The sequence below is a fragment of the Marinobacter profundi genome, assembly GCF_002744715.1.
Classification (GTDB): domain Bacteria; phylum Pseudomonadota; class Gammaproteobacteria; order Pseudomonadales; family Oleiphilaceae; genus Marinobacter; species Marinobacter profundi.
In genome coordinates this window covers 521,104-543,040 of record NZ_KZ319368.1, presented here as the reverse complement: position 1 = coordinate 543,040, position 21,937 = coordinate 521,104, and the positions used below count along the sequence as shown (strand labels likewise).

General features: G+C 61.5%; 20 protein-coding genes. 13 read left to right on the top strand and 7 right to left on the bottom strand.

The window, feature by feature from the left end; all coding sequences use genetic code 11:
• The first annotated feature begins 40 nt into the window (after nucleotides 1-40).
• The 3 genes from CLH61_RS05425 to CLH61_RS05415 all read left to right on the top strand — a co-directional run bounded on the left by CLH61_RS05425 (nucleotide 41) and on the right by CLH61_RS05415 (nucleotide 3,434).
• A complete protein-coding gene (locus CLH61_RS05425; RefSeq protein ID WP_099613669.1) occupies nucleotides 41-1,447 on the top strand; it encodes a mannose-1-phosphate guanylyltransferase/mannose-6-phosphate isomerase in 1,407 nt (468 codons plus the stop codon).
• A 78-nt stretch (nucleotides 1,448-1,525) separates the two neighbouring features.
• A complete protein-coding gene (locus CLH61_RS05420; protein WP_099613668.1) occupies nucleotides 1,526-2,896 on the top strand; it encodes a hypothetical protein in 1,371 nt (456 codons plus the stop codon).
• Between the two features lie 160 nt (nucleotides 2,897-3,056).
• Nucleotides 3,057-3,434: a hypothetical protein gene (locus tag CLH61_RS05415; RefSeq protein ID WP_099613667.1), complete on the top strand. Its 378-nt coding sequence runs from the start codon at nucleotides 3,057-3,059 to the stop codon at nucleotides 3,432-3,434.
• Nucleotides 3,435-3,572: 138 nt separating this feature from the next.
• On the opposite strand, the gene CLH61_RS18655 is transcribed toward CLH61_RS05415, so the two are convergent.
• The gene (locus tag CLH61_RS18655) at nucleotides 3,573-4,124 is read right to left on the bottom strand and encodes a cold-shock protein (protein WP_099613666.1); all 552 of its coding nucleotides are present in this window, start codon (nucleotides 4,122-4,124) and stop codon (nucleotides 3,573-3,575) included.
• A gap of 214 nt (nucleotides 4,125-4,338) precedes the next feature.
• Here CLH61_RS18655 and CLH61_RS05405 point away from each other — a divergent pair, with 214 nt between their 5' ends.
• Nucleotides 4,339-4,557 carry a SlyX family protein gene (locus CLH61_RS05405; protein ID WP_099613665.1) on the top strand — a complete coding sequence of 73 codons (219 nt, stop codon included), beginning with the start codon at nucleotides 4,339-4,341 and terminating at the stop codon, nucleotides 4,555-4,557.
• Between the two features lie 11 nt (nucleotides 4,558-4,568).
• On the opposite strand, the gene dapE is transcribed toward CLH61_RS05405, so the two are convergent.
• The 6 genes from dapE to map all read right to left on the bottom strand — a co-directional run bounded on the left by dapE (nucleotide 4,569) and on the right by map (nucleotide 11,814).
• Nucleotides 4,569-5,699, bottom strand: a complete 1,131-nt coding sequence (gene dapE / locus CLH61_RS05400; protein WP_099613726.1) for a succinyl-diaminopimelate desuccinylase — start codon at nucleotides 5,697-5,699, stop codon at nucleotides 4,569-4,571.
• 90 nt (nucleotides 5,700-5,789) lie between these two features.
• Nucleotides 5,790-6,818 (bottom strand): 2,3,4,5-tetrahydropyridine-2,6-dicarboxylate N-succinyltransferase, encoded by a 1,029-nt coding sequence (dapD, locus tag CLH61_RS05395; RefSeq protein WP_099613664.1) that lies wholly within the window; start codon nucleotides 6,816-6,818, stop codon nucleotides 5,790-5,792.
• A gap of 25 nt (nucleotides 6,819-6,843) precedes the next feature.
• A complete protein-coding gene (locus CLH61_RS05390; RefSeq protein ID WP_099613663.1) occupies nucleotides 6,844-7,197 on the bottom strand; it encodes an ArsC family reductase in 354 nt (117 codons plus the stop codon).
• Between the two features lie 4 nt (nucleotides 7,198-7,201).
• A complete protein-coding gene (dapC, locus tag CLH61_RS05385) occupies nucleotides 7,202-8,401 on the bottom strand; it encodes a succinyldiaminopimelate transaminase (RefSeq protein ID WP_099613662.1) in 1,200 nt (399 codons plus the stop codon).
• Nucleotides 8,398-11,043: a [protein-PII] uridylyltransferase gene (locus CLH61_RS05380; RefSeq protein WP_099613661.1), complete on the bottom strand. Its 2,646-nt coding sequence runs from the start codon at nucleotides 11,041-11,043 to the stop codon at nucleotides 8,398-8,400. Before CLH61_RS05380 ends, dapC begins: the two co-directional genes overlap by 4 nt.
• The gene (gene map / locus CLH61_RS05375) at nucleotides 11,044-11,814 is read right to left on the bottom strand and encodes a type I methionyl aminopeptidase (protein ID WP_099613660.1); all 771 of its coding nucleotides are present in this window, start codon (nucleotides 11,812-11,814) and stop codon (nucleotides 11,044-11,046) included. It abuts the gene before it with no gap.
• 272 nt (nucleotides 11,815-12,086) lie between these two features.
• On the opposite strand from map, the gene rpsB reads away from it, so the two are divergent.
• From rpsB to bamA, 9 genes are all read left to right on the top strand, one after another.
• Complete coding sequence (gene rpsB / locus CLH61_RS05370) at nucleotides 12,087-12,833, top strand: 30S ribosomal protein S2 (RefSeq protein WP_099613659.1); 747 nt, start codon at nucleotides 12,087-12,089, stop codon at nucleotides 12,831-12,833.
• A gap of 93 nt (nucleotides 12,834-12,926) precedes the next feature.
• On the top strand, nucleotides 12,927-13,796 hold the full coding sequence (tsf, locus tag CLH61_RS05365; RefSeq protein ID WP_099613658.1) for a translation elongation factor Ts: 870 nt from the start codon (nucleotides 12,927-12,929) through the stop codon (nucleotides 13,794-13,796).
• Between the two features lie 166 nt (nucleotides 13,797-13,962).
• Nucleotides 13,963-14,691 carry a UMP kinase gene (gene pyrH, locus CLH61_RS05360; RefSeq protein ID WP_099613657.1) on the top strand — a complete coding sequence of 243 codons (729 nt, stop codon included), beginning with the start codon at nucleotides 13,963-13,965 and terminating at the stop codon, nucleotides 14,689-14,691.
• A gap of 32 nt (nucleotides 14,692-14,723) precedes the next feature.
• A complete protein-coding gene (frr, locus tag CLH61_RS05355) occupies nucleotides 14,724-15,281 on the top strand; it encodes a ribosome recycling factor (protein WP_099613656.1) in 558 nt (185 codons plus the stop codon).
• Between the two features lie 70 nt (nucleotides 15,282-15,351).
• Complete coding sequence (gene uppS / locus CLH61_RS05350; protein ID WP_099613655.1) at nucleotides 15,352-16,122, top strand: polyprenyl diphosphate synthase; 771 nt, start codon at nucleotides 15,352-15,354, stop codon at nucleotides 16,120-16,122.
• A 22-nt stretch (nucleotides 16,123-16,144) separates the two neighbouring features.
• Nucleotides 16,145-16,984, top strand: coding sequence for a phosphatidate cytidylyltransferase (locus CLH61_RS05345; RefSeq protein ID WP_099613654.1), 840 nt, complete (start codon nucleotides 16,145-16,147; stop codon nucleotides 16,982-16,984).
• Nucleotides 16,984-18,171 (top strand): 1-deoxy-D-xylulose-5-phosphate reductoisomerase, encoded by a 1,188-nt coding sequence (ispC, locus tag CLH61_RS05340; protein WP_099613653.1) that lies wholly within the window; start codon nucleotides 16,984-16,986, stop codon nucleotides 18,169-18,171. Before CLH61_RS05345 ends, ispC begins: the two co-directional genes overlap by 1 nt.
• A 48-nt stretch (nucleotides 18,172-18,219) precedes the next feature.
• Entirely contained in the window at nucleotides 18,220-19,569 is a 1,350-nt protein-coding gene (gene rseP / locus CLH61_RS05335) for an RIP metalloprotease RseP (RefSeq protein ID WP_099613652.1), read from the top strand.
• A 43-nt stretch (nucleotides 19,570-19,612) separates the two neighbouring features.
• Nucleotides 19,613-21,931, top strand: coding sequence for an outer membrane protein assembly factor BamA (gene bamA, locus CLH61_RS05330; RefSeq protein WP_099613651.1), 2,319 nt, complete (start codon nucleotides 19,613-19,615; stop codon nucleotides 21,929-21,931).
• Nucleotides 21,932-21,937: the final 6 nt, after the last annotated feature.

Sequence of the window (21,937 nt, the reverse complement as noted above, 5' to 3'; positions counted from 1 at the left end):
TTGGGTTAGAATTCGCAAAATTTTTCACCAAGGAAGTCTCATGCTGGCAGTGATCCTTTCAGGCGGTTCCGGTACCCGGTTATGGCCGCTTTCTCGCGAAGCCTATCCCAAGCAGTTTTTGCCGGTGGTGTCGGACGACTCCCTGCTGGCGGAGACGATTGATCGTGGCCTGGCGTTGGATGAGACGGCACGGGTGCTGGCGATTACCAACGAGGATCACCGTTTTGTGGTGGCGGCCCAATTGCAGGCGCAGGCCAAAGGGCGCACGGCGGGGATTATTCTGGAGCCGGTGGGTCGTAACACCGCGCCGGCTATTGCGCTGGCGGCACTGGCGGCGGCGGAGGAGAACCCGGAGGAGCTGCTGCTGGTGATGCCGTCGGATCATGTACTGCGGGACCTCGCGGCATTTCGTGCAGCAGTGGCAGTTGGCGCCGCGGCAGCCAATTCGGGCAAGCTGGTGACCTTCGGGATTGTGCCGAATGCACCGCACACCGGTTACGGCTACATCAAGGCGGGTGCGGAGCTCGGCGGTTGCAATGAGGTGGCGGCGTTTGTGGAAAAGCCGGACGAAGCCACCGCGCAGCGGTATCTGGATGAGGGTGATTATTTCTGGAACAGCGGAATGTTCCTGTTCCGGGCAGACCGGTACCTGGAAGAACTGCAGGCCCATAATCCGGCCATGCTGGACGCCTGCCGCGCTGCCTGGGGCGAGAAGCAGGCGGACCTGGACTTTGTCCGGGTCGGTCGTAAGGCTTTTGAGGATTGTCCCGACGATTCCATTGACTACGCGGTGATGGAGAAGACCCGGGACGCGGTGGTGGTGCCGCTGGATGCCGGCTGGTCGGACGTGGGTTCCTGGTCGGCCTTGTGGGAGATCCAGCCGCAGGATGAGCACGGTAATGTCTGTCGTGGTGATGTGATTACCGAGGATGTGACCGGTTCCTATATCCACTCCGAGGGCCGGCTGATTGCTGCGCTCGGCATCAGCGATCACGTGATTGTGGAAACCGATGACGTGGTGCTGGTTGCCGACCGCTCGCGGGTTCAGGAGGTCAAGAAACTGGTGGCCAAGGTGAAGGAGCGTGGGCGCATGGAGCACCGCTTCCACAAGAAGGTGCATCGACCCTGGGGCACCTACGAAGGCATTGCCATGGGTGAGCGCTTCCAGGTCAAGCGCATTACCGTTAATCCCGGGGCTTCGCTGTCGCTGCAAAAGCATCATCATCGGGCGGAGCACTGGGTTGTGGTCAAGGGGACCGCAACGGTGAACCGTGGCGAGGAGACCCTGCTGCTGACTGAGGACCAGTCCACCTACATTCCGCTGGGCGTAACCCACCGCCTGGTCAATCCGGGAGTGATTCCGTTGGAGCTGATCGAGGTGCAGACCGGCAGTTACCTGGGTGAGGATGATATTGTCCGGTTTGAGGATACTTATAACCGGGTGTGAGGACCTGTCCCTTTATTTTTTGAACTACTGCATCTTGGACAGCATCAGGACGATGCGTCAACCAACAGGGAGAAGTTGATGGACGACTGGCAAGGATGCCTGGCCCCCCAATGTCAGAATGCGCTGCAGCGTGCCCGGGACAGTATTGCCCGGCGCGGTGGTTATGCGATTACGGTTGAAGATTTCCTGCTGGCCTTGCTGGACGCGGAACCTGCGATTGCGGGTTTTCTGCGCGGTCGCGGCGTGGATCTGGATGAGCTGGTTCGTACAGTCCAGTGTGAACAGCCCATTGTGACGGAAGTTGGTGGTGAGGGCCTGCTGTCGGCCCAGCTGCAGTACTGGTTTGCCCGCGCCCGGGAGTTATCCGAAGCGCCGTGGCTGGACTGGCCGTTTTTGTTGCGGGTGCTGGTGGCCGGGGCAGAGCGGTTTCAGGGCAAGGCCTATGTCGCCGTGCTGGAGCAGGTTGCGCAGTGGCCGGAGATTGCGGAATCCGGCGGAACTGCACCGGATCCGGACCTGCCTGGAGAATCGCCCATTGTGATCACCGACTCAACTTGGTTGGGGCTGGCCGAAGATGTCAGCGTGACGCTGTCTGCCGTGGCTGACTCGCTGGTCTGGGTGCGTGGGGCGAGGGGGTCGGGCAAGTCCTCGTGGCTGCAGGCGCTGCTGCCGTCGCTGGACATCGGGTTCCTGGTGCTGGATCTGCGTCGGGAGGATGAGGTGATGGCCTGTGACCGCCCGGTCTTTCCCGGTGAAGCGTGCGAGCGCCAGCGGTATCCGGTGCTGGTGCTGGATAACACCACCCCGGCAGACCTGGTCGCCTTGATGTCCCGCGATTCCCATCTGGCCAGTCACCTGTTACCGGGACATCAGGGGCCGATCCTGTTGCTCGGCCCGGATGGGCCGGAGCAGGGAGCGGCAGGGAGGCATCTTGAACGGTTGCTGGGGCGAACCCTCGAGGTGGTGAACATGCCGGGCTCCAGTGCCGGTCAGAACCTGGCAATTCTGACCGCCCATCAGGCAGCCATCGAGAAACGCTGGAATGTGGAGCTTACCGGTACCGCCATCGGTTATGCGGCGGGGGCGAGGCGACCGTTCGGGGGGTCGCCCGGTCTGATGTTGCGCTGGGTGGAGCGGGCGGCGGCCCGTTTGTCACTGTATGCCAGCCGGGGGTCTCTGGCCGGCCAGGCGATTGCCGGCAAGGTCGATACGCTGCGGCGCCAGACCCTGGTGGCCATGGCCAGACAGCATCCGCTGGCGGACTATGAGCAGGCGCTGGAGCAGCTGGCGATCGAGCGCGCGGCCGCGGAGGTGGATTGGCACGAGCGCAAGGCAGCCGGCACGCTGCGCCGGCTGACGGTAAATGATCTGCGTTATGAGTTGGAGCGGTTTGAGAGTGGCGCGGAGGGTCAGGGGGCGGCGGTGCCGACGCTGGAGGTGGTTTGCTGATGCCGTGGTTCAGGGGACAGACCCGAGGTCAGTCCCCTTCTGTCCCCCGCTCTTGCGTGGTGAATTTTGCGTCGTGAGCCTTGCAGCCTGGCGCCGTCCGGTACACTATGACGACTGTTTTTCTCAGCGGACACCTTGAACCGAGCGGGAGTAATGAGCGTTGCAGGACCTGGAAATCTACATTCGTGATCTGGAGCTGGCCAAGCTGACCGAGTGGCTGGGTAACCAGCTTGATAACCTGGTGCTCAGCGAGCCGGCATCGGCCACCGCTGCGATCAAGGGTGCTGGCGATTACCGCGGCCACCGGGTGCGTATCAGCGCCTATCCCGGTGCCTCGGGCAAGCGTTATACCTCTCTGGTACTGGAAGCCGATGAATTACCCTGGAATACCGATCTGGAGTGTGCCCGCAGTGCCTGGCGCGCGATGGATGGTGAGATCCGCTGCAGTCAGGGTGAGTGGCAGGAAGGCGAGCCGGTTGAAGAAGAGAAATGGTGGCGGCTGGATGACCGGGGTGAGCAGCTGGTGGTGTGGAACTGAGGGGTAATCGGGGACTGACCTTCGGTCTGTCCTCTGACAAAGGGCTTGGATAAAAAAGGGGCGGTCCATGTCAGATGGACCGCCCCTTTTCTATTCAGGAGGCTGATGCGGCCTGGGTTGCTGGCCGCATGGGTGGCCTCACTCGCTCAGGATCGACACGTTGTCGGCCTGCAGGCCTTTGTCGGCATCCACTACGTTGAAGCGGACCAGCTGGCCCTGGCGAAGGACGCGACGGCCACGGCCGCGGATGGCACGGAAGTGAACAAACACTTCGTCGCCGCTGTCACGGACGATGAAGCCAAAGCCTTTCTTCACGTTGAACCATTTGACGGTGCCTTCCTCGTCCCCTTCGGGGCCTTCATCGTCCATGCCTTCGTCGTCGTCATACTCGTCCTGCGGGCGGGACTGCCGGCGCGGAGCGCTCTGGCGGCTGCCCTGGGACTGGCGCTGGGCGAAGGTGATGGCCAGGAAGCCGGCGAGGCCAAACAGCACCACGCTGATGATGTAGGCCGCGATGCTCTGTCCGCCGCCGAGAATGAACGGAACGCTGGACGCCTCTTCGCTGGAACCGGACTGGGACAGGATCTGGAAGACTTCCGGTGTAAAGGTGGCCAGCACGAAGGCCAGGACGAACGGTGCGGGAATCGCGATCAGGATGGCAAGGAGGATCGCTTTGACTGGATTACGCATTGATTCGGGTTTCTCCATTATTCAAACACTAACCATAAAAAACCGGTTATCAGGTAAACTTGGATAACCGGTCGGTGAAGACCGCCTGATGAACGAAATTGCGACATCGGGGCGGGTAAAAGCGGCATGATACCAGATAACCCGGAACTCTGACCAAGCCTGTGGCCAGAGGGGCAAACCGGATCACAGAATTTACGGAGCAGCAGCACACCCGATGAGTAACAGAGACCTCGAAGCACGGCTGGACGAGCTGGAAACCCGGCTGGCTTTCCAGGACGACCTGATCAACACCTTGAGTGAACAGGTTGCCCGCCAGGAGCTGGATATCCGCGAATTGTGGGCTGCCAAGCAGTTACTGCACAAGCAACTCAAGGAGGTGTCACCCTCGAATATCCGCCGGGAGGAGGACGAGACGCCTCCTCCGCATTATTAAATCGGGAGTTCTCAGGCCAGCAGCTCGACCAGGATCTGCTCGTAAATCTCCGACAGCGTATCCAGATCCTCGGCCTTCACACACTCATCGATTTTGTGGATGGTGGCGTTGATGGGGCCGAGTTCCACCACCTGGGCGCCGGTAGGCGCAATAAAGCGGCCGTCCGAGGTGCCCCCGGAGGTGGACAGCTCGGTTTCGATGCCGGTGACGCTGCGGATGGCGTTCTGGCTGGCGGTTACCAGGGCGCCCTTGTCGGTGAGGAACGGGCGTCCGCTGAGGTGCCACTGCAGGTCATACTTCAGCTGATGGCGGTCGAGAATCGCCACCACCCGCTCTTCCAGGCTTTCTGCAGTGTTCTCGGTGCAGTAACGGAAGTTGAAGTGCACCAGCAACTCGCCCGGAATGATGTTGCTGCCGGTACCTGCCTCGACGCGGGTGATCTGGAAGGTGGTCGGCGGGAAGAAGTCGTTGCCGTTATCCCAGAATTCGTTGGCCAGCGCATCCAGCGCCGGCGCGGCGGTGTGCACCGGGTTCTCTGCCAGGTGCGGGTAGGCCACATGGCCCTGCACGCCGTGGACGGTCAGGTAACCGTGCAGCGAGCCCCGGCGGCCGTTCTTGATAACGTCACCCACCTGGTGGGTGCTGGACGGTTCGCCGATCAGGCACCAGTCGATCTTTTCCTTGCGGGCCTCCAGGGTTTCCACCACTTTCACGGTGCCATGCTGGGCCGGACCTTCCTCGTCACTGGTGATCAGCAGGGCAATTGAGCCGCGGTGGTCGGGATGTTGCGCCACAAACCGTTCGCAGGCGGTCACGAAGGCGGCGAGGCTGCCTTTCATGTCAGCCGCCCCGCGGCCATACAGGTAGCCTTCGTGGATTACCGGCTCAAAGGGCGGGTGCGCCCAGTTCTTCTCCGGTCCGGTTGGAACCACATCGGTATGGCCGGCAAACGCCAGCACCGGGCCTTCGCTGCCCCGTCGTGCCCACAGGTTGTCGGTATCGCCAAAGCGCATGCCTTCGCCCTTGAAGCCCAGCGGTGCCAGGCGGGACATCATCAGGTCCTGGCAACCGGCGTCATCGGGGGTTACCGACGGGCGGCGAATGAGATCGATGGCGAGGTCCAGAGTGGGGGAGTTGGCCATGTAAGCGGTTCCGGGCTTTGGGGGTTGGAAGAGATCGGGGTTGTTATAAAACGGCAGCCCGGCCAGGCCGGGCTGCATCGGTCAGTTCACTCAGTTGTTGGCGTGCAGCTCTTCATTCAGCTCGATGGCTGACTTGTTGGTCTTGCACTCCACGGCACCGGTCTGGCTGTTGCGGCGGAACAGCAGGTCCGGCTTGTTGGCCAGGTCACGGGCCTTGATGATTTCCACCAGCTTGTTGTGGTCATCCAGCAGCGCCACCTTGGTGCCGGCGGTGATGTACAGGCCGGCTTCCACCTTGCAACGGTCGCCCAGCGGGATGCCGATGCCGGCGTTGGCGCCGATCAGGCAGTTTTCGCCCACCGAGATGATGATGTTGCCGCCACCGGACAGGGTGCCCATGGTGGAGCAGCCGCCACCCAGGTCGGAGCCTTTGCCGACCATGACGCCGGCCGAGATGCGGCCTTCGATCATGCTGGTGCCTTCGGTGCCGGCGTTGAAGTTGATGAAGCCTTCGTGCATCACGGTGGTGCCTTCGCCCACATAGGCGCCGAGACGGACCCGGGCGGTATCGGCAATGCGCACACCCTTGGGGACCACGTAGTCGGTCATCTGCGGGAACTTGTCGACGGATTTCACTTCCAGGGTGCGGCCTTCAATGCGGGCCTGCAGCTGGCGCTCCGGCAGTTCGTTCAGGTCGATGGCGCCTTCGTTGGTCCACGCCAGGTTCGGCAGCAGGCCGAAGATGCCGTCCAGCTTGACGCCGTGAGGCTTCACCAGGCGGTGGGATATCAGGTGCAGCTTGAGGTAGACCTCGGGGGTGCTGGCCGCGGTGTTGTCCGCATCCAGAACGGTAACCACGACCGGACGGGTGCTGTTGGCGGCTTTTTCGGCCAGGTTGGCCTGTTCGACCTGGCCGGCCTGGCGCAGGGCCTCGGCCAGCAGGTGCAGTTGCTCGGCACTGGCTTCGACCGCCTGGTTACCGGCGGCGCAGTTCAGGGTGTTGCGGACGACCTCTACCAGGGTGGCGTCTGGCATCAGCAGTGGCTGCTGGTAATACACCTCCAGCCACTCGCCTTGCTGGTTCTGGGTTCCGATACCGATTCCGAATGCGAAGCTCATTGTCGCGGTTGCTCCTGTCAGCTGTTTACTTGAATTGGGTGGCCCAGTCGTCGGCATTGAAGCCGACACTCACGTTTCCGCCCTGCTCCCGGCCGCTTTCAACGACGGGGCGTTTGATGATGGACGGGTTGTCGAGCATGATCTGGTGGGCACTTTGGGCGTTAATGGTATCACGAACCTCGTCGGGAAGTTTGCGCCAGGTGGTGCCGCGGCGGTTGAGCAGAGCGTCCCAGCCGATGGCGTTTTCCCAGCGGGTCAACAGAGCGTCGTCCAGACCGTCTTTCTTGAAGTCGTGGAAGTCGTAGGTGATGCCGTTGTCATCCAGCCATTTGCGGGCTTTCTTGACGGTGTCGCAGTTCTTGATGCCGTAGAGTTTCATTCGGTCAGTTCCGGTTTTTCACAAATCGAACGATGCGTTCGGCCGCTTCCACGCACTCTTCCAGCGGGGCCACCAGGGCCATGCGCACCCGGTTCTCGCCCGGGTTGTAGCCAGCCACCGCCCGGGACAGATAGCGGCCGGGAAGCACGTGGACGTTTTGTTCGGCGGACAGTTCGCGGGCGAAGGTCTCGTCGTCGATGGGAGTTTGTGGCCACAGGTAGAAGCCGGCGTCGGGGAAGTCCACGTCCATCACGTCCCGCAGGATGGGCACCACCGCCTCGAACTTGGCGCGGTAGGCGGCGCGGTTTTCCCGCACGTGGTCCTCGTCCTGCCAGGCCGCAATGCTGGCGAGCTGGTTGTGAATCGGCATGGCGCAGCCGTGATAGGTGCGGTACTGCAGGTAGCCCTTGAGGATGCCGGCGTCGCCGGCGACGAAGCCGGAGCGCAGGCCTGGCAGGTTGCTGCGCTTGGACAGGCTGTGAAACACCACGCACCGGGCGTAATCGTCGCGGCCAATGGCGGCACAGGTCTGCAGCAACCCTTCCGGCGGGTTGGATTCGTCCGGGTACAGCTCGGAGTAGCACTCGTCGGATGCCACGATGAAGTCGTGGCGATCGGCCAGTTCGATGACCTTGATCAGGGTCTCGCGGGGAATGACCGCGCCACTGGGATTGCCCGGCGAGCACAGGAACAGCACCTGGCAGTCCTGCCAGACTGCCTCCGGTACCGCGTCAAAGTCCGGGATAAAGCCGTTGCTGCCGTCGCAAGGCAGGTAGTGGGGTTCGGCGCCGGCGAGAAAGGCCGCGCCTTCGTAAACCTGGTAAAACGGATTGGGGCTGACCACCTTGGCGGGCTTGCTGGCATCCACCACCGCCTGGACCAGGGAAAAAATGGCCTCGCGGGTACCGTTCACCGGCACCACATGGTCGCTGGCGGTCAGCGAGCCGGGGCGGAGCTGGAAACGCCGGGTTGCCCAGGCACTGATGGCCTCGCGCAGTTCGTCCATGCCCTTGGTGGTGGGGTAATTGGCCAGCTTGTCCAGGTTGTCTGCAATCACCTGTTTTACAAAGTCGGGCGACGGGTGCTTGGGTTCGCCGATCCCCAGGGAGATGGGCCGCAGGTCGGCCGGTGGCACAACCCTCGCTTTCAGTTTGGCCAGTTTCTCGAAGGGGTAGGGATGCAATCGGGACAAATTCGGGTTCATTGGGTGTCGTCCAGCATTTGACAGAGATCGTCCCGCAGGGCCAGGCAAACGCCCGGGTCGCGGATGGGGTCGCCGTGTTCGTCGGTCACAAAGAACACGTCCTCGACCCGCTCGCCCAAGGTGGCGATCTTGGCGTTGGTAAGGCGTACCCGGTGGTCCAGCAGCACCTGGCCGACCCGGGCCAGCAGGCCGGGGCGGTCGGGTGTCACCACCTCCAGCACGGTGCGCTGGTTGATGGTGTCATTGGACAGGGTGACTTCGGTCGGGAACGCAAAGTGTTTGAGCTGGCGCGGTGTGCGCCGGTGGATGATCTCCGGGTAGTCATCCGGGTCGTCCAGTTCCTCGATCAGCCGCTTCCGCACCCGGTCCTTGCGGGCCGGGTCGAGGCCCAGGGGCTGGCCCTTGTCGTCCAGCACCACGTAGGAGCTGATGGAGTAGGGGCCCTCGCTGGCGCTGATGCGGGCGTCGACGATGTTGAGGTTGAGTTGTTCCAGTACCGCGGTGGTGGCGGCAAACAGGGCGACCCGGTCCTTCATGTAGATGATGATCTGGGAGTAGCCGTCGGTAGGGCCGCCGCGGGTGTCGCGGATCAGCACCAGCGGGTCCGGGTTGTCGCCGTGGCGGATAATCGCGGCGGTCTGCCAGGCGATATCCACCGTGGAGTCCTGCAGGAAGTAGTCCTCGTCAAGGGTGTCCCACAGGGCATTGATCTGGTCGTCGGAGAAGTTCTGGGCGTGGAGGATTTCCCGCGCCTCCGACTGGGTGGCTTCCACCCACTCATGGCGGTCCACCGGGGTTTCGGTGCCGCGGCGCAGGGCGCGGCGGGTCTCGATATAGAGCTGACGCAGCAGGGAGGCCCGCCAGGTGTTCCACAGTTTGGGGTTGGTGGCGCTGATGTCGCACACCGTCATCACGTACAGGTAGTCCAGGTGCACCTGGCTGGGCATCGAGCGGGCGAAGGCGTGGATGATGTCCGGGTCCGAGATGTCCTTGCGCTGGGCGGTCATCGACATCAGCAGGTGATTTTCCACCAGCCAGGAGATCAGCTGGGTATCCCGGTCGCTCAGGTGGTGACGGCGGCAGAAGTTTTCGGCATCGATGGCGCCCAGTTCGGAATGGTCGCCGCCGCGGCCCTTGGCAACGTCGTGGTAGAGCCCGGCGATGTACAGGTCTTCCACCTTGGGTAGCCGGTGGATCAGGCGGGACGCCAGCGGGTAATCTTTGCGGGCTTCCGTGCTGTTGAGCCGTACCATGTTGCGGATCACCCGCAGGGTGTGGGCGTCCACGGTATAGATGTGGAACAGGTCGTGCTGCATCTGGCCGATAATCTCGCCAAATTCCGGCAGGTAGCGCCCCAGCACGTTGTACTTCTTCATGTAGGACAGAGTCTGGTCCAGGGCGTGGGGCGTGCGCATCAGTTCCATGAACAGCGAGGTCACCGCCAGGTCCGAGCGGAAGGCATCGTCAACCAGGTGGCGGTGGGCTCGCAGGGAGCGGATGGTGGTGGCCCGGATGCCCTTGATTTCCGGGTGCTGTGCCATCAGCACAAAGATTTCCATGATGGCGTAGGGGGCGTAGGCGAAGACCTGGTTGTTGATGGCTTCGATGTAGCGGTTGCGCACCTGGAAGCGCTTGTTCAGCGGGTAGATTTCCTCTTCACCGGCGTTGGTGAGGATGGCTTCGTCGTAGTGCTGCAGGATCACGTCGGCCAGCTCATTGAGCGCCAGTACCGTGCGGTAGTAGCGCTGCATCATGATCTCGACGCCGAGGCGCTTGCCTTCGTCCTTATAGCCGAGCATCTGGGCCAGTGCCCGCTGGTGGTCAAACAGCAGCCGGTTCTCATTGCGGTCGGCAATCAGCTGCAGGCCGTAGCGCAGTTGCCAGAGGAAGGTTTCGCCCTTGAGCAGGACCCGGTGTTCGCCCTCGGTCAGGATGCTGAAGCGGGTCAGGTCGGTAATGCTGTGCAGGCCAAAATGCCGTTTGGTGATCCAGCCGATGGTCTGGATGTCCCGCAGGGCGCCGGGGGAGCCTTTGACGTTGGGCTCCAGGTTGTATTCGGTGTCGCCGTATTTCTGGTGCCGTTGTTGCTGTTCATCACGCTTGGCGATGAAGTACTCCCGGTCGGTGCAGACGTCGTCGGAGTAAACCTGCTCGCTCAGGGTGGCTCGCAGCTCGTCGGGGCCTGCGATGGTACGGGTTTCCAGCAGGTTGGTGAGGATAGTGACGTCGCCCCGGGCGGCCTCGCGGCTTTCGTCAATACTGCGTACGCTGTGGCCGATGTCGAGCTTGAGGTCCCACAGCAGGGTAATGAAAGCGCCGAGGTCTTCCTGCCACTCATCGTGGACGCCGTTTCGGGTCAGCAGCAGCAGGTCGATGTCCGAGTGGGGGTGAAGTTCACCCCGGCCGTAGCCGCCGACCGCCACCAGGGCGATGTCGGCGGAGCTGGCAAACGGATAGCGATTCCAGATCAGGCCGAGAACCCGGTCGACGGTGTCGGCCCGGGATTGCACCAGTGCCCGGACATCGGCACCGTTGCGGAAGGCCTCCGCATCAGCCTGATAGCGTTGCTTTAAAAGCTCGCGGGCCGCCACGACGGGCGACGGATCGTTACTGATGCGGGACTCCAGTTCGCTAAGGTCCACCTAGAATGACTCTTCCGATCGTTTGGTCAGGACTTCACAGCCATCCGCGGTGACCAGGATGGTGTGCTCCCACTGGGCTGACAGCTTGTGGTCCTTGGTGACCACGGTCCAGCCGTCCGGCAGCAGTTTGGTCTGGTACTTGCCCTGGTTGATCATCGGCTCGATGGTGAACGTCATGCCTTCGACCAGTTCCATGCCGGTTCCGGGCTTGCCGTAGTGCATCACCTGGGGCTCTTCGTGGAACACCTTGCCGATGCCGTGGCCGCAGTAATCACGCACCACCGAGTAATGGTGTTTCTCGGCATGCTGCTGGATGACGTGGCCGATGTCGCCGAGGCGGGTTCCGGGGCGGACCAGTTCAATGCCTTTATATAGGCACTCCTGGGTAATCCGGATCAGTCGCTCGCTACCGGGCTTGGGCTTGCCGACGATCCACATCTTGCTGGTATCACCGTGGTATTCGTCCTTGATGATCGTGACATCGATGTTGAGGATGTCGCCGTCCTTGAGGATTTTCTTGTCCGACGGGATGCCGTGGCAGATGACGTGGTTGACCGAGGTGCAGACTGACTTCGGGAAACCCTTGTAGTTGAGCGGTGCGGGAATCGCCTGCTGGACGTTGACAATATAGTCGTGGCAGAGGGTGTTGATTTCCTCGGTGCTGATGCCCGGCTTGATATGCTCGTCGATCATCTCGAGAACTTCGGCCGCCAGCCGGCCGGCAACGCGCATCTTTTCGATTTCTTCCGGAGTCTTGATCGATACCTGCATTGGGGTTCCTGTTAATAAGAATCAAACCGGCATTTTAAGGGGCGCGGGTCCAAGGCACAAGGAAGGGCAGTACTAACCCCGATGCCGGTCAGGGCCAAAAGTGATGGAATCGCGCTTGCCGTTTATGGTATAAACGCGCCCGCCGGAAACGAATCCGGCAAATTCACACACGTGTCGGCACGTTGTCCCAGGGTGCCTTCTCCCGTTTGCGGGAGGAAGGTTGGGGCAATCGGACGCGTGGAGGACTAACCCGAAGCTAAAAGGTAAATATCATGGCTCAGGTAAATATGCGTGACCTGCTCAAGGCAGGTGCTCACTTTGGTCACCAGACCCGTTACTGGAACCCGAAAATGGGTAAGTACATTTTCGGTGCCCGCAACAAGATTCATATCATCAACCTGGAGCAGACTGTTCCTGCCATGAACGAAGCTCTGAACTTTGTTCAGCAGCTGGCAGAGAACAAGAACAAGGTTCTGTTCGTAGGTACCAAGCGCGCTGCTGCCAAGATCATCAAGGAAGAAGCAGAGCGTTCCGGTCAGCCGTTTGTTAACCACCGCTGGCTCGGTGGCATGCTGACCAACTACAAGACCATCCGTCAGTCCATCCGTCGCTACCGTGACCTGGAAACCGAGAGCAAGGACGGCACGTTCGACAAGCTGACCAAGAAAGAAGCTCTCGAGCGTACCCGTGAGATGGAGAAGCTTGAGCGTTCCATCGGCGGGATCAAGGACATGGGCGGCCTGCCGGACGCACTGTTCGTCATCGACGTGGACCACGAGCGTATCGCCATCAAGGAAGCCAACAAGCTGGGCATTCCTGTTATCGGTGTGGTTGATACCAACAGCGATCCCGACGGCGTTGATTTCGTGATCCCGGGTAACGATGACGCCATCCGTGCCATCCAGATCTACGTTAAAGCCGTGGCAGATACCTGCCTGGAAGCCTCTCAGGCTGGCGGCGCTGACGAGTTTGTCGAAATCAGCGAAGACGTTGAAGGCGCCGCTCCGTCCGCCGAGTGATGCTTTTCCTTCACGTTTGAGATGTAAGGTTGCCCGGGGTGATCCCCCGGGTGAGCCTCCCCACCGAATTCGAAACAGTTAAGAGGATTGAACATGGCTGCAATTACCGCTGCAATGGTCAAAGAGCTGCGTGAGCGTACCGGCCTTGGCATGATGGAGTGCAAGAAGGCGCTGGTTGAGGCTGACGGCAGTGTCGAAGCTGCAATCGAGGAGCTGCGCAAGTCTTCCGGTCTGAAGGCTGCCAAGAAAGCCGGCCGTACCGCCGCTGAAGGTGTTTCCCTGATCAAGGTGTCTGACGACAACACCGTTGCTTTCATTCTGGAAGTGAACTCCGAAACTGACTTCGTTGCCCGCGACGACAACTTCATGAACTTCGCCAACGACGTTCTGAACGTTGCCTTCGAAAAAGGCGAGACCGACGTTGCCAAGCTGATGGAAGGCGATCTGGAATCCAAGCGCGAAGCGCTGGTTCAGAAGATCGGCGAGAACATCACGGTTCGTCGTGTGGTCAAGGTTGAGGGTCCGGTTGTTGGTGGCTATGTCCACAGCAACAGCAAGATCGCTTCCGTAGTTGCCCTGACTGCCGGCGACGCTGAAATTGCCCGCGATGTTGCCATGCACGTCGCTGCGGTAAACCCGCGCATTGGCAAGCCGGAAGATATGCCGGCCGAAGAGCTGGAAAAAGAAAAGGAAATCATCAAGGCCCAGCCGGATATGGAAGGCAAGCCTGCTGAAATCGTCGAGAAGATGATGGGCGGCCGTATCAAGAAGTTCCTGGCCGAGAACAGCCTGGTTGAACAGCCGTTCGTCAAGAACCCGGACCAGACCGTGGGTCAGCTGATCAAGGCTGCCGGCGGCGACCTGGTTGGTTTCGTTCGCCTGGAAGTGGGCGAAGGCATCGAGAAGGAAGTTGTCGACTTTGCTGCTGAAGTAGCTGCTGCTGCAGGTACTGGCAAGGCCTGATCCTTCCTGTGACCTGTGCCGGTCTTCGGTGCGGGTCTCCTGAGTCTGCCACGTTGGTCGGGGTAACCCGGCCCTCGTGGCGGGCTTGTATCTGAGATACCCCTTTTTGCGAGGGGTATGTCAGATACAAGTCTGTATCGGCCAAACCATGACAAAGGGGAGCATCATGCCGAAATCATCACACACCCAGCCCAGATACAAGCGAGTACTGCTCAAGCTCAGTGGCGAAGCCCTGATGGGTGAGCACGATTTCGGTATTGATCCCAAAGTTCTTGACCGCATGGCACTGGAAATCGGTGCGCTGATCGGTATCGGCGTCCAGGTGGGCCTGGTGATCGGCGGCGGCAACCTGTTCCGCGGTGCTGCACTGAATGCCGCCGGCATGGACCGGGTAACCGGCGATCACATGGGTATGCTGGCCACCGTGATGAATGGCCTGGCGATGCGTGATGCCCTCGAGCGCTCCAACATCCGCACCCGCGTCATGTCAGCCATTCCCATGAGTGGTATCGTGGAACACTATGATCGCCGTCGTGCCGTGCGGGATCTGAAAGACGGCGACGTGGTGATTTTCTGTGCCGGCACCGGCAACCCCTTCTTCACCACCGATTCCGCGGCCTGCCTGCGGGGTATCGAGATCGAGGCGGATGCCGTGCTCAAGGCAACCAAGGTGGACGGTGTATACTCTGCAGATCCGGTCAAGGATCCCACGGCCGTCAAATATGACCACTTGGGCTACGATGAAGTACTGGACAAGAAACTCGGTGTGATGGACCTGACCGCCATCTGCCTTGCCCGCGACCATGGCATGCCGGTGCGGGTGTTCGATATGAACAAGCCGGGCGCGCTGACCCGGATCGTAACCGGTGAGCCGGAAGGCACGCTCATTGAGTAAGACAGAGCCGACAACGAATTGAGGAAACTGCAGTGATTAACGAAATCAAGCAAGATGCCGAACAACGGATGAAGAAGAGCCTGGAGGCTCTGGCGGCGGCGTTCAACAAGATCCGCACCGGTCGCGCCCACCCGGCGATCCTGGACAGCGTGATGGTGAACTACTACGGCCAGGAAACCCCGCTCAGGCAGGTGGCCAACGTCAACGTCGAAGACAACCGGACGCTGTCGGTTGCACCCTGGGAAAAGAACCTGATCGGTGCGGTCGAAAAGGCCATCATGATGTCCGACCTGGGGCTGAACCCCTCTAGCAACGGCGAGATCATTCGTGTGCCGATGCCCATGCTGACCGAAGAAACCCGCAAGGAAATGGTCAAGCAGGCCAAGGCCGATGCCGAGCATGGCCGGGTTTCCATTCGCAACGCCCGTCGTGATGCCAACAACGACCTGAAAGAGCTCCAGAAAGAAAAGGAGATCAGCGAAGACGACCAGCGCCGCGGTGAAGACGAGATCCAGAAGCTGACGGATCGCTACATCGCGGAAGTGGAGAAAATGCTGAAAGCCAAGGAAGAGGACCTGATGGAGGTCTGACCCTCCGGGCTCTTTCATTGTTGACGATCAGCCGGCGGCCCCGGGGCTTGCCGGCTGAACAGGGGATTGCATGACGGAAAGCGTATCCGCACAGATCCCGGTGCAGGCAGACAGCCGGCCCCGGCACGTTGCGATTATCATGGACGGTAACAACCGGTGGGCCAAGGCGCACCGGCTCACCGGCGTGTCCGGACACAAAGCCGGCGTAAAAGCGGTGAAGGCCGTGGTTGAAACCTGCGCCCGGGAAGGGGTGGAGGTGCTGACGTTGTTCGCTTTCTCCAGCGAGAACTGGCGCCGGCCGGAAGACGAGGTATCTGCACTCATGCGGCTGTTCCTGTTCGCCCTCGAGCGGGAAGTGAAGAAGCTGCACCGGAACAATATCCGCCTTCGCATTATTGGCGACCGCAGCGCGTTCACCCCGCGTTTGCAGGAACTGATGGCGGAAGCGGAAGAACTCACCTGCAATAACACCCTGATGACCCTGGTTATTGCCGCCAACTACGGTGGCCACTGGGACATTGCCCAGGCGACCCGCCAGGTGGCGGAGAAGGTGCGTGCCGGGCAACTGGCGCCCTCGGATATCACCGACGACCTGATACAGCAGCACCTGAGCATCGGCGACCTGCCGATGCCGGACCTGATGATCCGTACCGCGGGCGAGCAGCGCATCAGCAATTTCCTGTTGTGGCATCTGGCCTATACCGAACTGTACTTCTCACCGGTGTTCTGGCCTGATTTCCACGAGGCGCAGATGCGTGAGGCGTTGCAGTCCTATGCCGGGCGGCAGCGCAGGTTTGGTCAGACCGACGACCAGATCGCCCGGCGCCAGTCACAACAATAACGACGGATAAGCGAACTGCACCGTGCTTAAAACCCGCATTATTACTGCCCTGATTCTTGCCCCGATAGCCATTGGCGGCATCTTTTTCCTGCCGCCGCTGGGGTTTGCGCTGTTTACCGGCGCCATTATCACCCTGGGGGCCTGGGAGTGGGCCAATATGGCGGGGCTGACCAGTCAGGCCGCCCGGATCGGCTATGCCGCTGCGATCGCTGCAGTGCTGTTTGCCCTGTTGCATGTGCCGGCGCTGGCAGTGTTCTGGCTGGCGCTGGTGTGGTGGGTGGTCTGCCTCCAGCTGGTGCGCCGTTACCCGGCGGGTTCGGAGGGCTGGGGGTCGGTGCCGGTTCGCGCCCTGATGGGGCTGCCGGTGCTGGTGCCGGCCTGGGTCGGCCTCAACCACCTGCGTACCGGGGGGCTGAGTTTCGGGGAGGTGGACAACAACCTGCTGGTTATCCTCTATGTGTTCTGTGTGGTGTGGGTGGCGGACATCGGTGCCTATTTTGCCGGCCGTGCCTTCGGCAAGGCCAAGCTGGCGCCCCGGGTCAGCCCCGGCAAATCCTGGGCCGGGGTTTGGGGTGGTCTCGCCGCTGTCGCTGTTTTTGCCCTGATTGTCAGCCAGCTGGCGGCTGCCAGCGGCAGTGAAACGCTCCTGCTGGTGCTGGCGACCCTGGTGACCGGTGCGGTCTCGGTATTGGGCGACCTTCTCGAAAGCATGCTCAAGCGTTTCCGCGGTATCAAGGACAGCAGTCAGCTGCTGCCCGGCCATGGCGGCATTATGGATCGGATCGACAGCCTCACCGCAGCGATACCGGTGTTCGCGCTGATCATCACCCAGCTCGGCTGGCTGGCGGCGGGACAGTGGTAATGCCCGCAGTGCATCAGGTTACCCTGCTCGGAGCCACGGGTTCTATCGGTCTGAGCACCCTCGACGTAATCCGTCGCCACCCCGACCGTTTTGGTGTTTATGCCCTGACCGCCAGTACCCGGGTGGCCGAGATGGCGGCCCTGTGTCGAGAGTTCCGCCCCCGGTTTGCGGTGATGGCGAGCGAGGCGGCTGCGGCGGAGCTGGTCGCGGAGTTGGCCGATCTGCCGCACACCGAAGTACTGGCAGGTGAGCAGGGTTTGTGTGAGGTGGCCGCGGCGGCGGAAGCCGATACCGTGATGGCGGCGATTGTGGGTGCCGCCGGCCTGATGCCGACACTGACCGCGGTGCGGGCCGGCAAGCGGGTGCTGCTGGCCAACAAGGAAGCGCTGGTCATGTCCGGCCAGCTGTTCATGGATGCGGTGGCGGAGTCCGGCGCCGAACTGTTGCCCATCGATAGCGAACATAATGCGATTTTCCAGTGCCTGCCGCCGGCCCGGGTTCGTGACCTTCCGGCGGCGGGCGTGCGGCGGATCCTGCTGACTGCGTCCGGTGGTCCGTTCCGCAATCACAGTGCGGAAGCCCTGCGTTCGGTATCGCCGGCACAGGCCTGTGCCCACCCCAACTGGTCCATGGGGCAGAAGATTTCGGTCGACTCCGCCACCCTGATGAACAAGGGGCTGGAACTGATCGAGGCGTGCTGGCTGTTCAATACCACGCCGGACACCATCGAGGTACACGTTCATCCGGAAAGTATTATCCATTCCATGGTGGAGTACCTCGACGGCTCGGTGCTGGCCCAGCTGGGCAGTCCCGACATGCGTACGCCCATTGCCAATGGTCTGGCCTGGCCTGAACGTATCGATGCCGGTGTGCCGGCGCTGGACCTGTTCGCCCTGGGTCGGTTCCACTTCGAGCGTCCGGACCTGGAACGCTTTCCCTGCCTGCGCCTGGCTGCGGAGGCTTTCTGTGCCGGAGGTACCGCCCCGGCCGTACTCAACGCCGCTAACGAGGAGGCGGTGGCTGCCTTCCTGGATAACCGCCTTGGCTTTACCGACATTCCGCGGGTGATCGAGCGCACGCTGGCGGCGATTGCGGTGGGGCCGGCCAGCAGCTTTGATGTTATCTTTGCCCGGGACCGCGAGGCCAGGCAGCGGGCACGGGAACAGATTCGCCGGCTGACTGTCTGAACCGGCTGGGGTACTCTTACCCCGACCATGCACTGAACCGAGAGTGATATGCAGATCGTCCAAACCATACTGGCGCTGGCGCTGACCCTGGGCATCCTGGTGACCCTGCACGAGTATGGCCACTTCTGGGTGGCCCGCCGTTGCGGCGTCAAGGTGTTGCGCTTTTCCGTGGGGTTTGGCAAACCGCTGTACTCCTGGTACGACCGTCATGGTACCGAATTTGCCGTTGCTGCCATTCCGCTGGGCGGTTACGTGAAAATGCTCGACGAGCGGGAAGCACCGGTCGCGCCGGAAGAACGCCACCTCGCCTTCAATACCAAGTCGCCCGGGCAGCGCATTGCGATAGCCGCGGCCGGCCCTGTTGCCAATTTTGCGTTCGCCATCCTTGCCTACTGGGTGCTGAGCGTGGTGGGGGTGACCTCAGTGGCGCCCATTGTCGGGCAGGTGCAGCCGGGCTCCGTTGCCGAGCGCATCGGCCTGGTGGAAGGCATGGAGATTGAGGCGGTGGATGGCCGCCGGGTGTCCTCCTGGCAGGATATCAGCATGCGCCTGTTGGAGCGTGCCGGCGAACAGGGCGACATTTCGTTCCGGGTGGCAGACGGCGGTGCCAGCGGTACCCTGCAAACGGCACTGGGTGGCTGGCGGTTAAGCGAGGATACCCCGGATCCGGTGGGCGAGTTCGGGATACGGCCATGGCGCCCGGAGATTCCCGCGGTGCTGGAGCAGATTGCGGCCGGTGAACGTGCCGAGGCCGCGGGCCTGCGGACCGGTGACCAGGTGACGGCGGTGGACGGCGAGCCGGTAGCCGACTGGTTTGAACTGGTCGATCATATCCGCGATGCACCGGAACAAACCCTGACCCTGACGGTCCTGCGGGACGGCGAGTCCCTTGAGCTGGCGGTTCGGCCGGCCGCCCGTACCAACGAGGATGGCAGTGTCACCGGCTTTGTCGGTGCCGGCGTGCGACCGGTCGACTGGCCGGAAGAGGTGTTGCGGGAGGTGAGCTACGGGCCGCTGGCTGCCATTCCCAACGCCATCGGTGAAACCTGGAACGATACCCGGCTGACCCTGGTAGCGATCGGGAAAATGGTGACAGGGCTGCTGTCACCCTCTAACCTGAGTGGCCCGATTACCATTGCCCGGGTAGCGGAAGCGAGTGTGAGCTCCGGTTTTGAGGATTTTGTCCGTTTTCTGGCCTATCTCAGTGTCAGCCTGGGCGTGCTGAACCTGTTGCCGGTACCGGTGCTGGATGGTGGCCATATCGTGTATTACACCATCGAAGCCATCCGCCGGAAGCCGCTGTCCGAGCAGGCCCAGGCCATCGGGTTACGAATCGGTATGGCATTGATTCTTACATTAATGGTGTTTGCACTTTACAACGACCTGATGCGGTTGTGAGAATTGCGACCTCCTTACGCGCAATTACAGGCGAATTAACTGAATGAGACGTTCTCTTTTCGGCGCAGCTTTGAGCCTTGTGGCAGTATCCCTCGGCGCAAACCCGGCGCATGCCGACGAATTCACGGTTTCGGACATCGAAGTAGAGGGCCTGCAGAGGGTTTCTGCGGGAACTGTCTTTTCTGCCTTTCCGGTCACCATCGGTGAACAGCTTGACGAGCTTGAACTGGCCGCTGCCATCCGCGACCTGTTCCGTACCGGACTGTTTACCGATATCGAGGCCAGCCGCGACGGCGAGGTTCTGATCCTGACTGTGCAGGAGCGTCCCTCCATCAGCTCCATTGAAATTGAAGGCAACAAGAACATCGAGACCGAGATGTTGCGGGATGCCCTCAGCGGGGCCGGCCTCGATGAAGGCCAGGTGTTCCGTCGTGCCACCCTGGAGCGCCTGGAACTGGAAATTCTCCGTTCCTACGTCAGCCAGGGCCGTTACAACGCGCGGGTCAAGGCCACTGCCGAGGAGCTGCCCCGTAACCGGGTGGCCATCCGCCTGGATATCAATGAAGGTTCGGTGGCGGCCATCCACCACATGAACATCGTCGGCAACGAGGCCTTCAGCGACGAGGAGCTGTTGGGCCTGTTCGAGCTGGAAACCACCAGCTGGTGGAATTCGCTGACCAATTCCGACAAATACGCCCGCGAACGCCTCGCCGGCGATCTGGAGTCCCTGCGTTCGTTCTACCTTGACCGCGGTCACATCGACTTCACCGTGGAGTCCAGCCAGGTTTCCATCTCGCCGGACAAACAGCAGGTGTTCATTGCCATTGCGCTGGATGAAGGCCCCCAGTACACGGTGTCCGAGGTGCGCCTGCGGGGTGACCTGATTGTCGGCGAAGAAGAACTCCGCAAGCTCATCAATATCAAGGAAGGGGACGTGTTCTCGCGGGCGCGCATGACAGCCACCTCCGAGCTGCTGTCCCGCCGTCTCGGTCGTGAAGGCTACGCCTTTGCCAATGTCAACGCGGTGCCGGAAACCAGCGACGACAACACCGCGGTGGTGACCTTCTATGTGGAGCCGGGCAAACGGGCCTACGTACGCCGGATCAATTTCGAAGGTAACGTTTCCACCCGCGACGAGGTGCTGCGCCAGGAAATGACCCAGATGGAAGGCGGTGTTGCCTCCTCTGACCGGATTGAATTCTCCAAGACCCGCCTCGAGCGTCTCGGCTTCTTCAAGACCGTGGACGTGGAAACCGTGCCGGTGCCGGGCACCGACGACATGGTCGATGTGAACTACAGTGTGGAAGAGCAACCCACCGGCAGCCTGTCTGCGTCGGTCGGTTTTTCCCAGACCTCCGGGGTAATCCTCGGCGCCAATGTGGCCGAGAACAATTTCTTCGGCAGCGGCAAGCGAGTGTCCTTCGGGGTCAACGTCAGTGACTCGGTGAAGAGTGCCAATTTCGGCTACACCAACCCCTACTACACGGTGGATGGGGTCAGCCGCGGTTTCAGTGTGTTCGCCCGGGAAACCGATTACGAGGAAGAGGATATCTCATCCTACCTGCTGGACGAGTATGGCGGTCGCCTGAGCTTCGGATATCCCATTGATAACATCACCCGGCTGAACTTTGGCCTGGGCTATACCCTGTCGAAAATCCAGGCCGGCAGCTTCACCTCCGAGGAGGTGCGGGACTTCATCGTGGAGGAAGGCGATTCCTTCAACAATTACTTCCTGTTCGGTTCCTGGCGTCGCAGCACCCTGAACCGGGGGGTGCTGCCCACCGACGGTTATAGCCACTCGGTGTCGGCAGACGTGGCGGTGCCGGGCAGCGACCTGACCTACTACAAGCTCAGCCACCGCACCGATTTCTATCAGCCGTTGAACAATGCCCAGAGCTGGGTGCTGCGGGCACGCAGTGAGATCGGTTATGGCGATGGCTATGGCGATCGCAATGTCATGCCGTTCTACGAGCACTTCTACGCCGGCGGCTATGGCTCGGTACGGGGTTTCGAGGCCAACTCCCTTGGTCCGCTGGCCACCAACAGCCCCAATGATTTCTCGGATCCCGACCCGTTCGGCGGCAGCTTGCTGACCGAGGGCAGCCTGGAGCTGATTTTCCCGACGCCGTTTGCCGGGGATTCCCGTTCCATGCGGACGTCGTTCTTCCTGGATGCCGGCCAGGTGTTTGATGCGGACCGGGATTACGATCCCGCGTTCAACGAGATCCGGGTGTCGGCGGGTGTCGGCTTCCAGTGGATAACCGCGGTTGGTCCGCTGGCGTTCAGCCTTGCCAAGCCGCTGAATGACAAGCCGGGTGACGATACCCAGATCTTCCAGTTCTCGCTCGGCCAGACCTTCTGACGGTCA

Bases quoted from the DNA above. Each gene is read 5' to 3' on its own strand.
- CLH61_RS05420 (WP_099613668.1), top strand. From the start codon at position 1,526: ATGGACGACTGGCAAGGATGCCTGGCCCCCCAATGTCAGAATGCGCTG.
- CLH61_RS05425 (WP_099613669.1), top strand. From the start codon at position 41: ATGCTGGCAGTGATCCTTTCAGGCGGTTCCGGTACCCGGTTATGGCCG.
- CLH61_RS18655 (WP_099613666.1), bottom strand. From the start codon at position 4,124: ATGCGTAATCCAGTCAAAGCGATCCTCCTTGCCATCCTGATCGCGATT.
- uppS (WP_099613655.1), top strand. From the start codon at position 15,352: ATGACGGAAAGCGTATCCGCACAGATCCCGGTGCAGGCAGACAGCCGG.
- pyrH (WP_099613657.1), top strand. From the start codon at position 13,963: ATGCCGAAATCATCACACACCCAGCCCAGATACAAGCGAGTACTGCTC.
- ispC (WP_099613653.1), top strand. From the start codon at position 16,984: ATGCCCGCAGTGCATCAGGTTACCCTGCTCGGAGCCACGGGTTCTATC.
- rseP (WP_099613652.1), top strand. From the start codon at position 18,220: ATGCAGATCGTCCAAACCATACTGGCGCTGGCGCTGACCCTGGGCATC.
- dapD (WP_099613664.1), bottom strand. From the start codon at position 6,818: ATGAGCTTCGCATTCGGAATCGGTATCGGAACCCAGAACCAGCAAGGC.
- rpsB (WP_099613659.1), top strand. From the start codon at position 12,087: ATGGCTCAGGTAAATATGCGTGACCTGCTCAAGGCAGGTGCTCACTTT.
- map (WP_099613660.1), bottom strand. From the start codon at position 11,814: ATGCAGGTATCGATCAAGACTCCGGAAGAAATCGAAAAGATGCGCGTT.
- CLH61_RS05390 (WP_099613663.1), bottom strand. From the start codon at position 7,197: ATGAAACTCTACGGCATCAAGAACTGCGACACCGTCAAGAAAGCCCGC.
- tsf (WP_099613658.1), top strand. From the start codon at position 12,927: ATGGCTGCAATTACCGCTGCAATGGTCAAAGAGCTGCGTGAGCGTACC.
- dapE (WP_099613726.1), bottom strand. From the start codon at position 5,699: ATGGCCAACTCCCCCACTCTGGACCTCGCCATCGATCTCATTCGCCGC.
- dapC (WP_099613662.1), bottom strand. From the start codon at position 8,401: ATGAACCCGAATTTGTCCCGATTGCATCCCTACCCCTTCGAGAAACTG.
- CLH61_RS05405 (WP_099613665.1), top strand. From the start codon at position 4,339: ATGAGTAACAGAGACCTCGAAGCACGGCTGGACGAGCTGGAAACCCGG.
- bamA (WP_099613651.1), top strand. From the start codon at position 19,613: ATGAGACGTTCTCTTTTCGGCGCAGCTTTGAGCCTTGTGGCAGTATCC.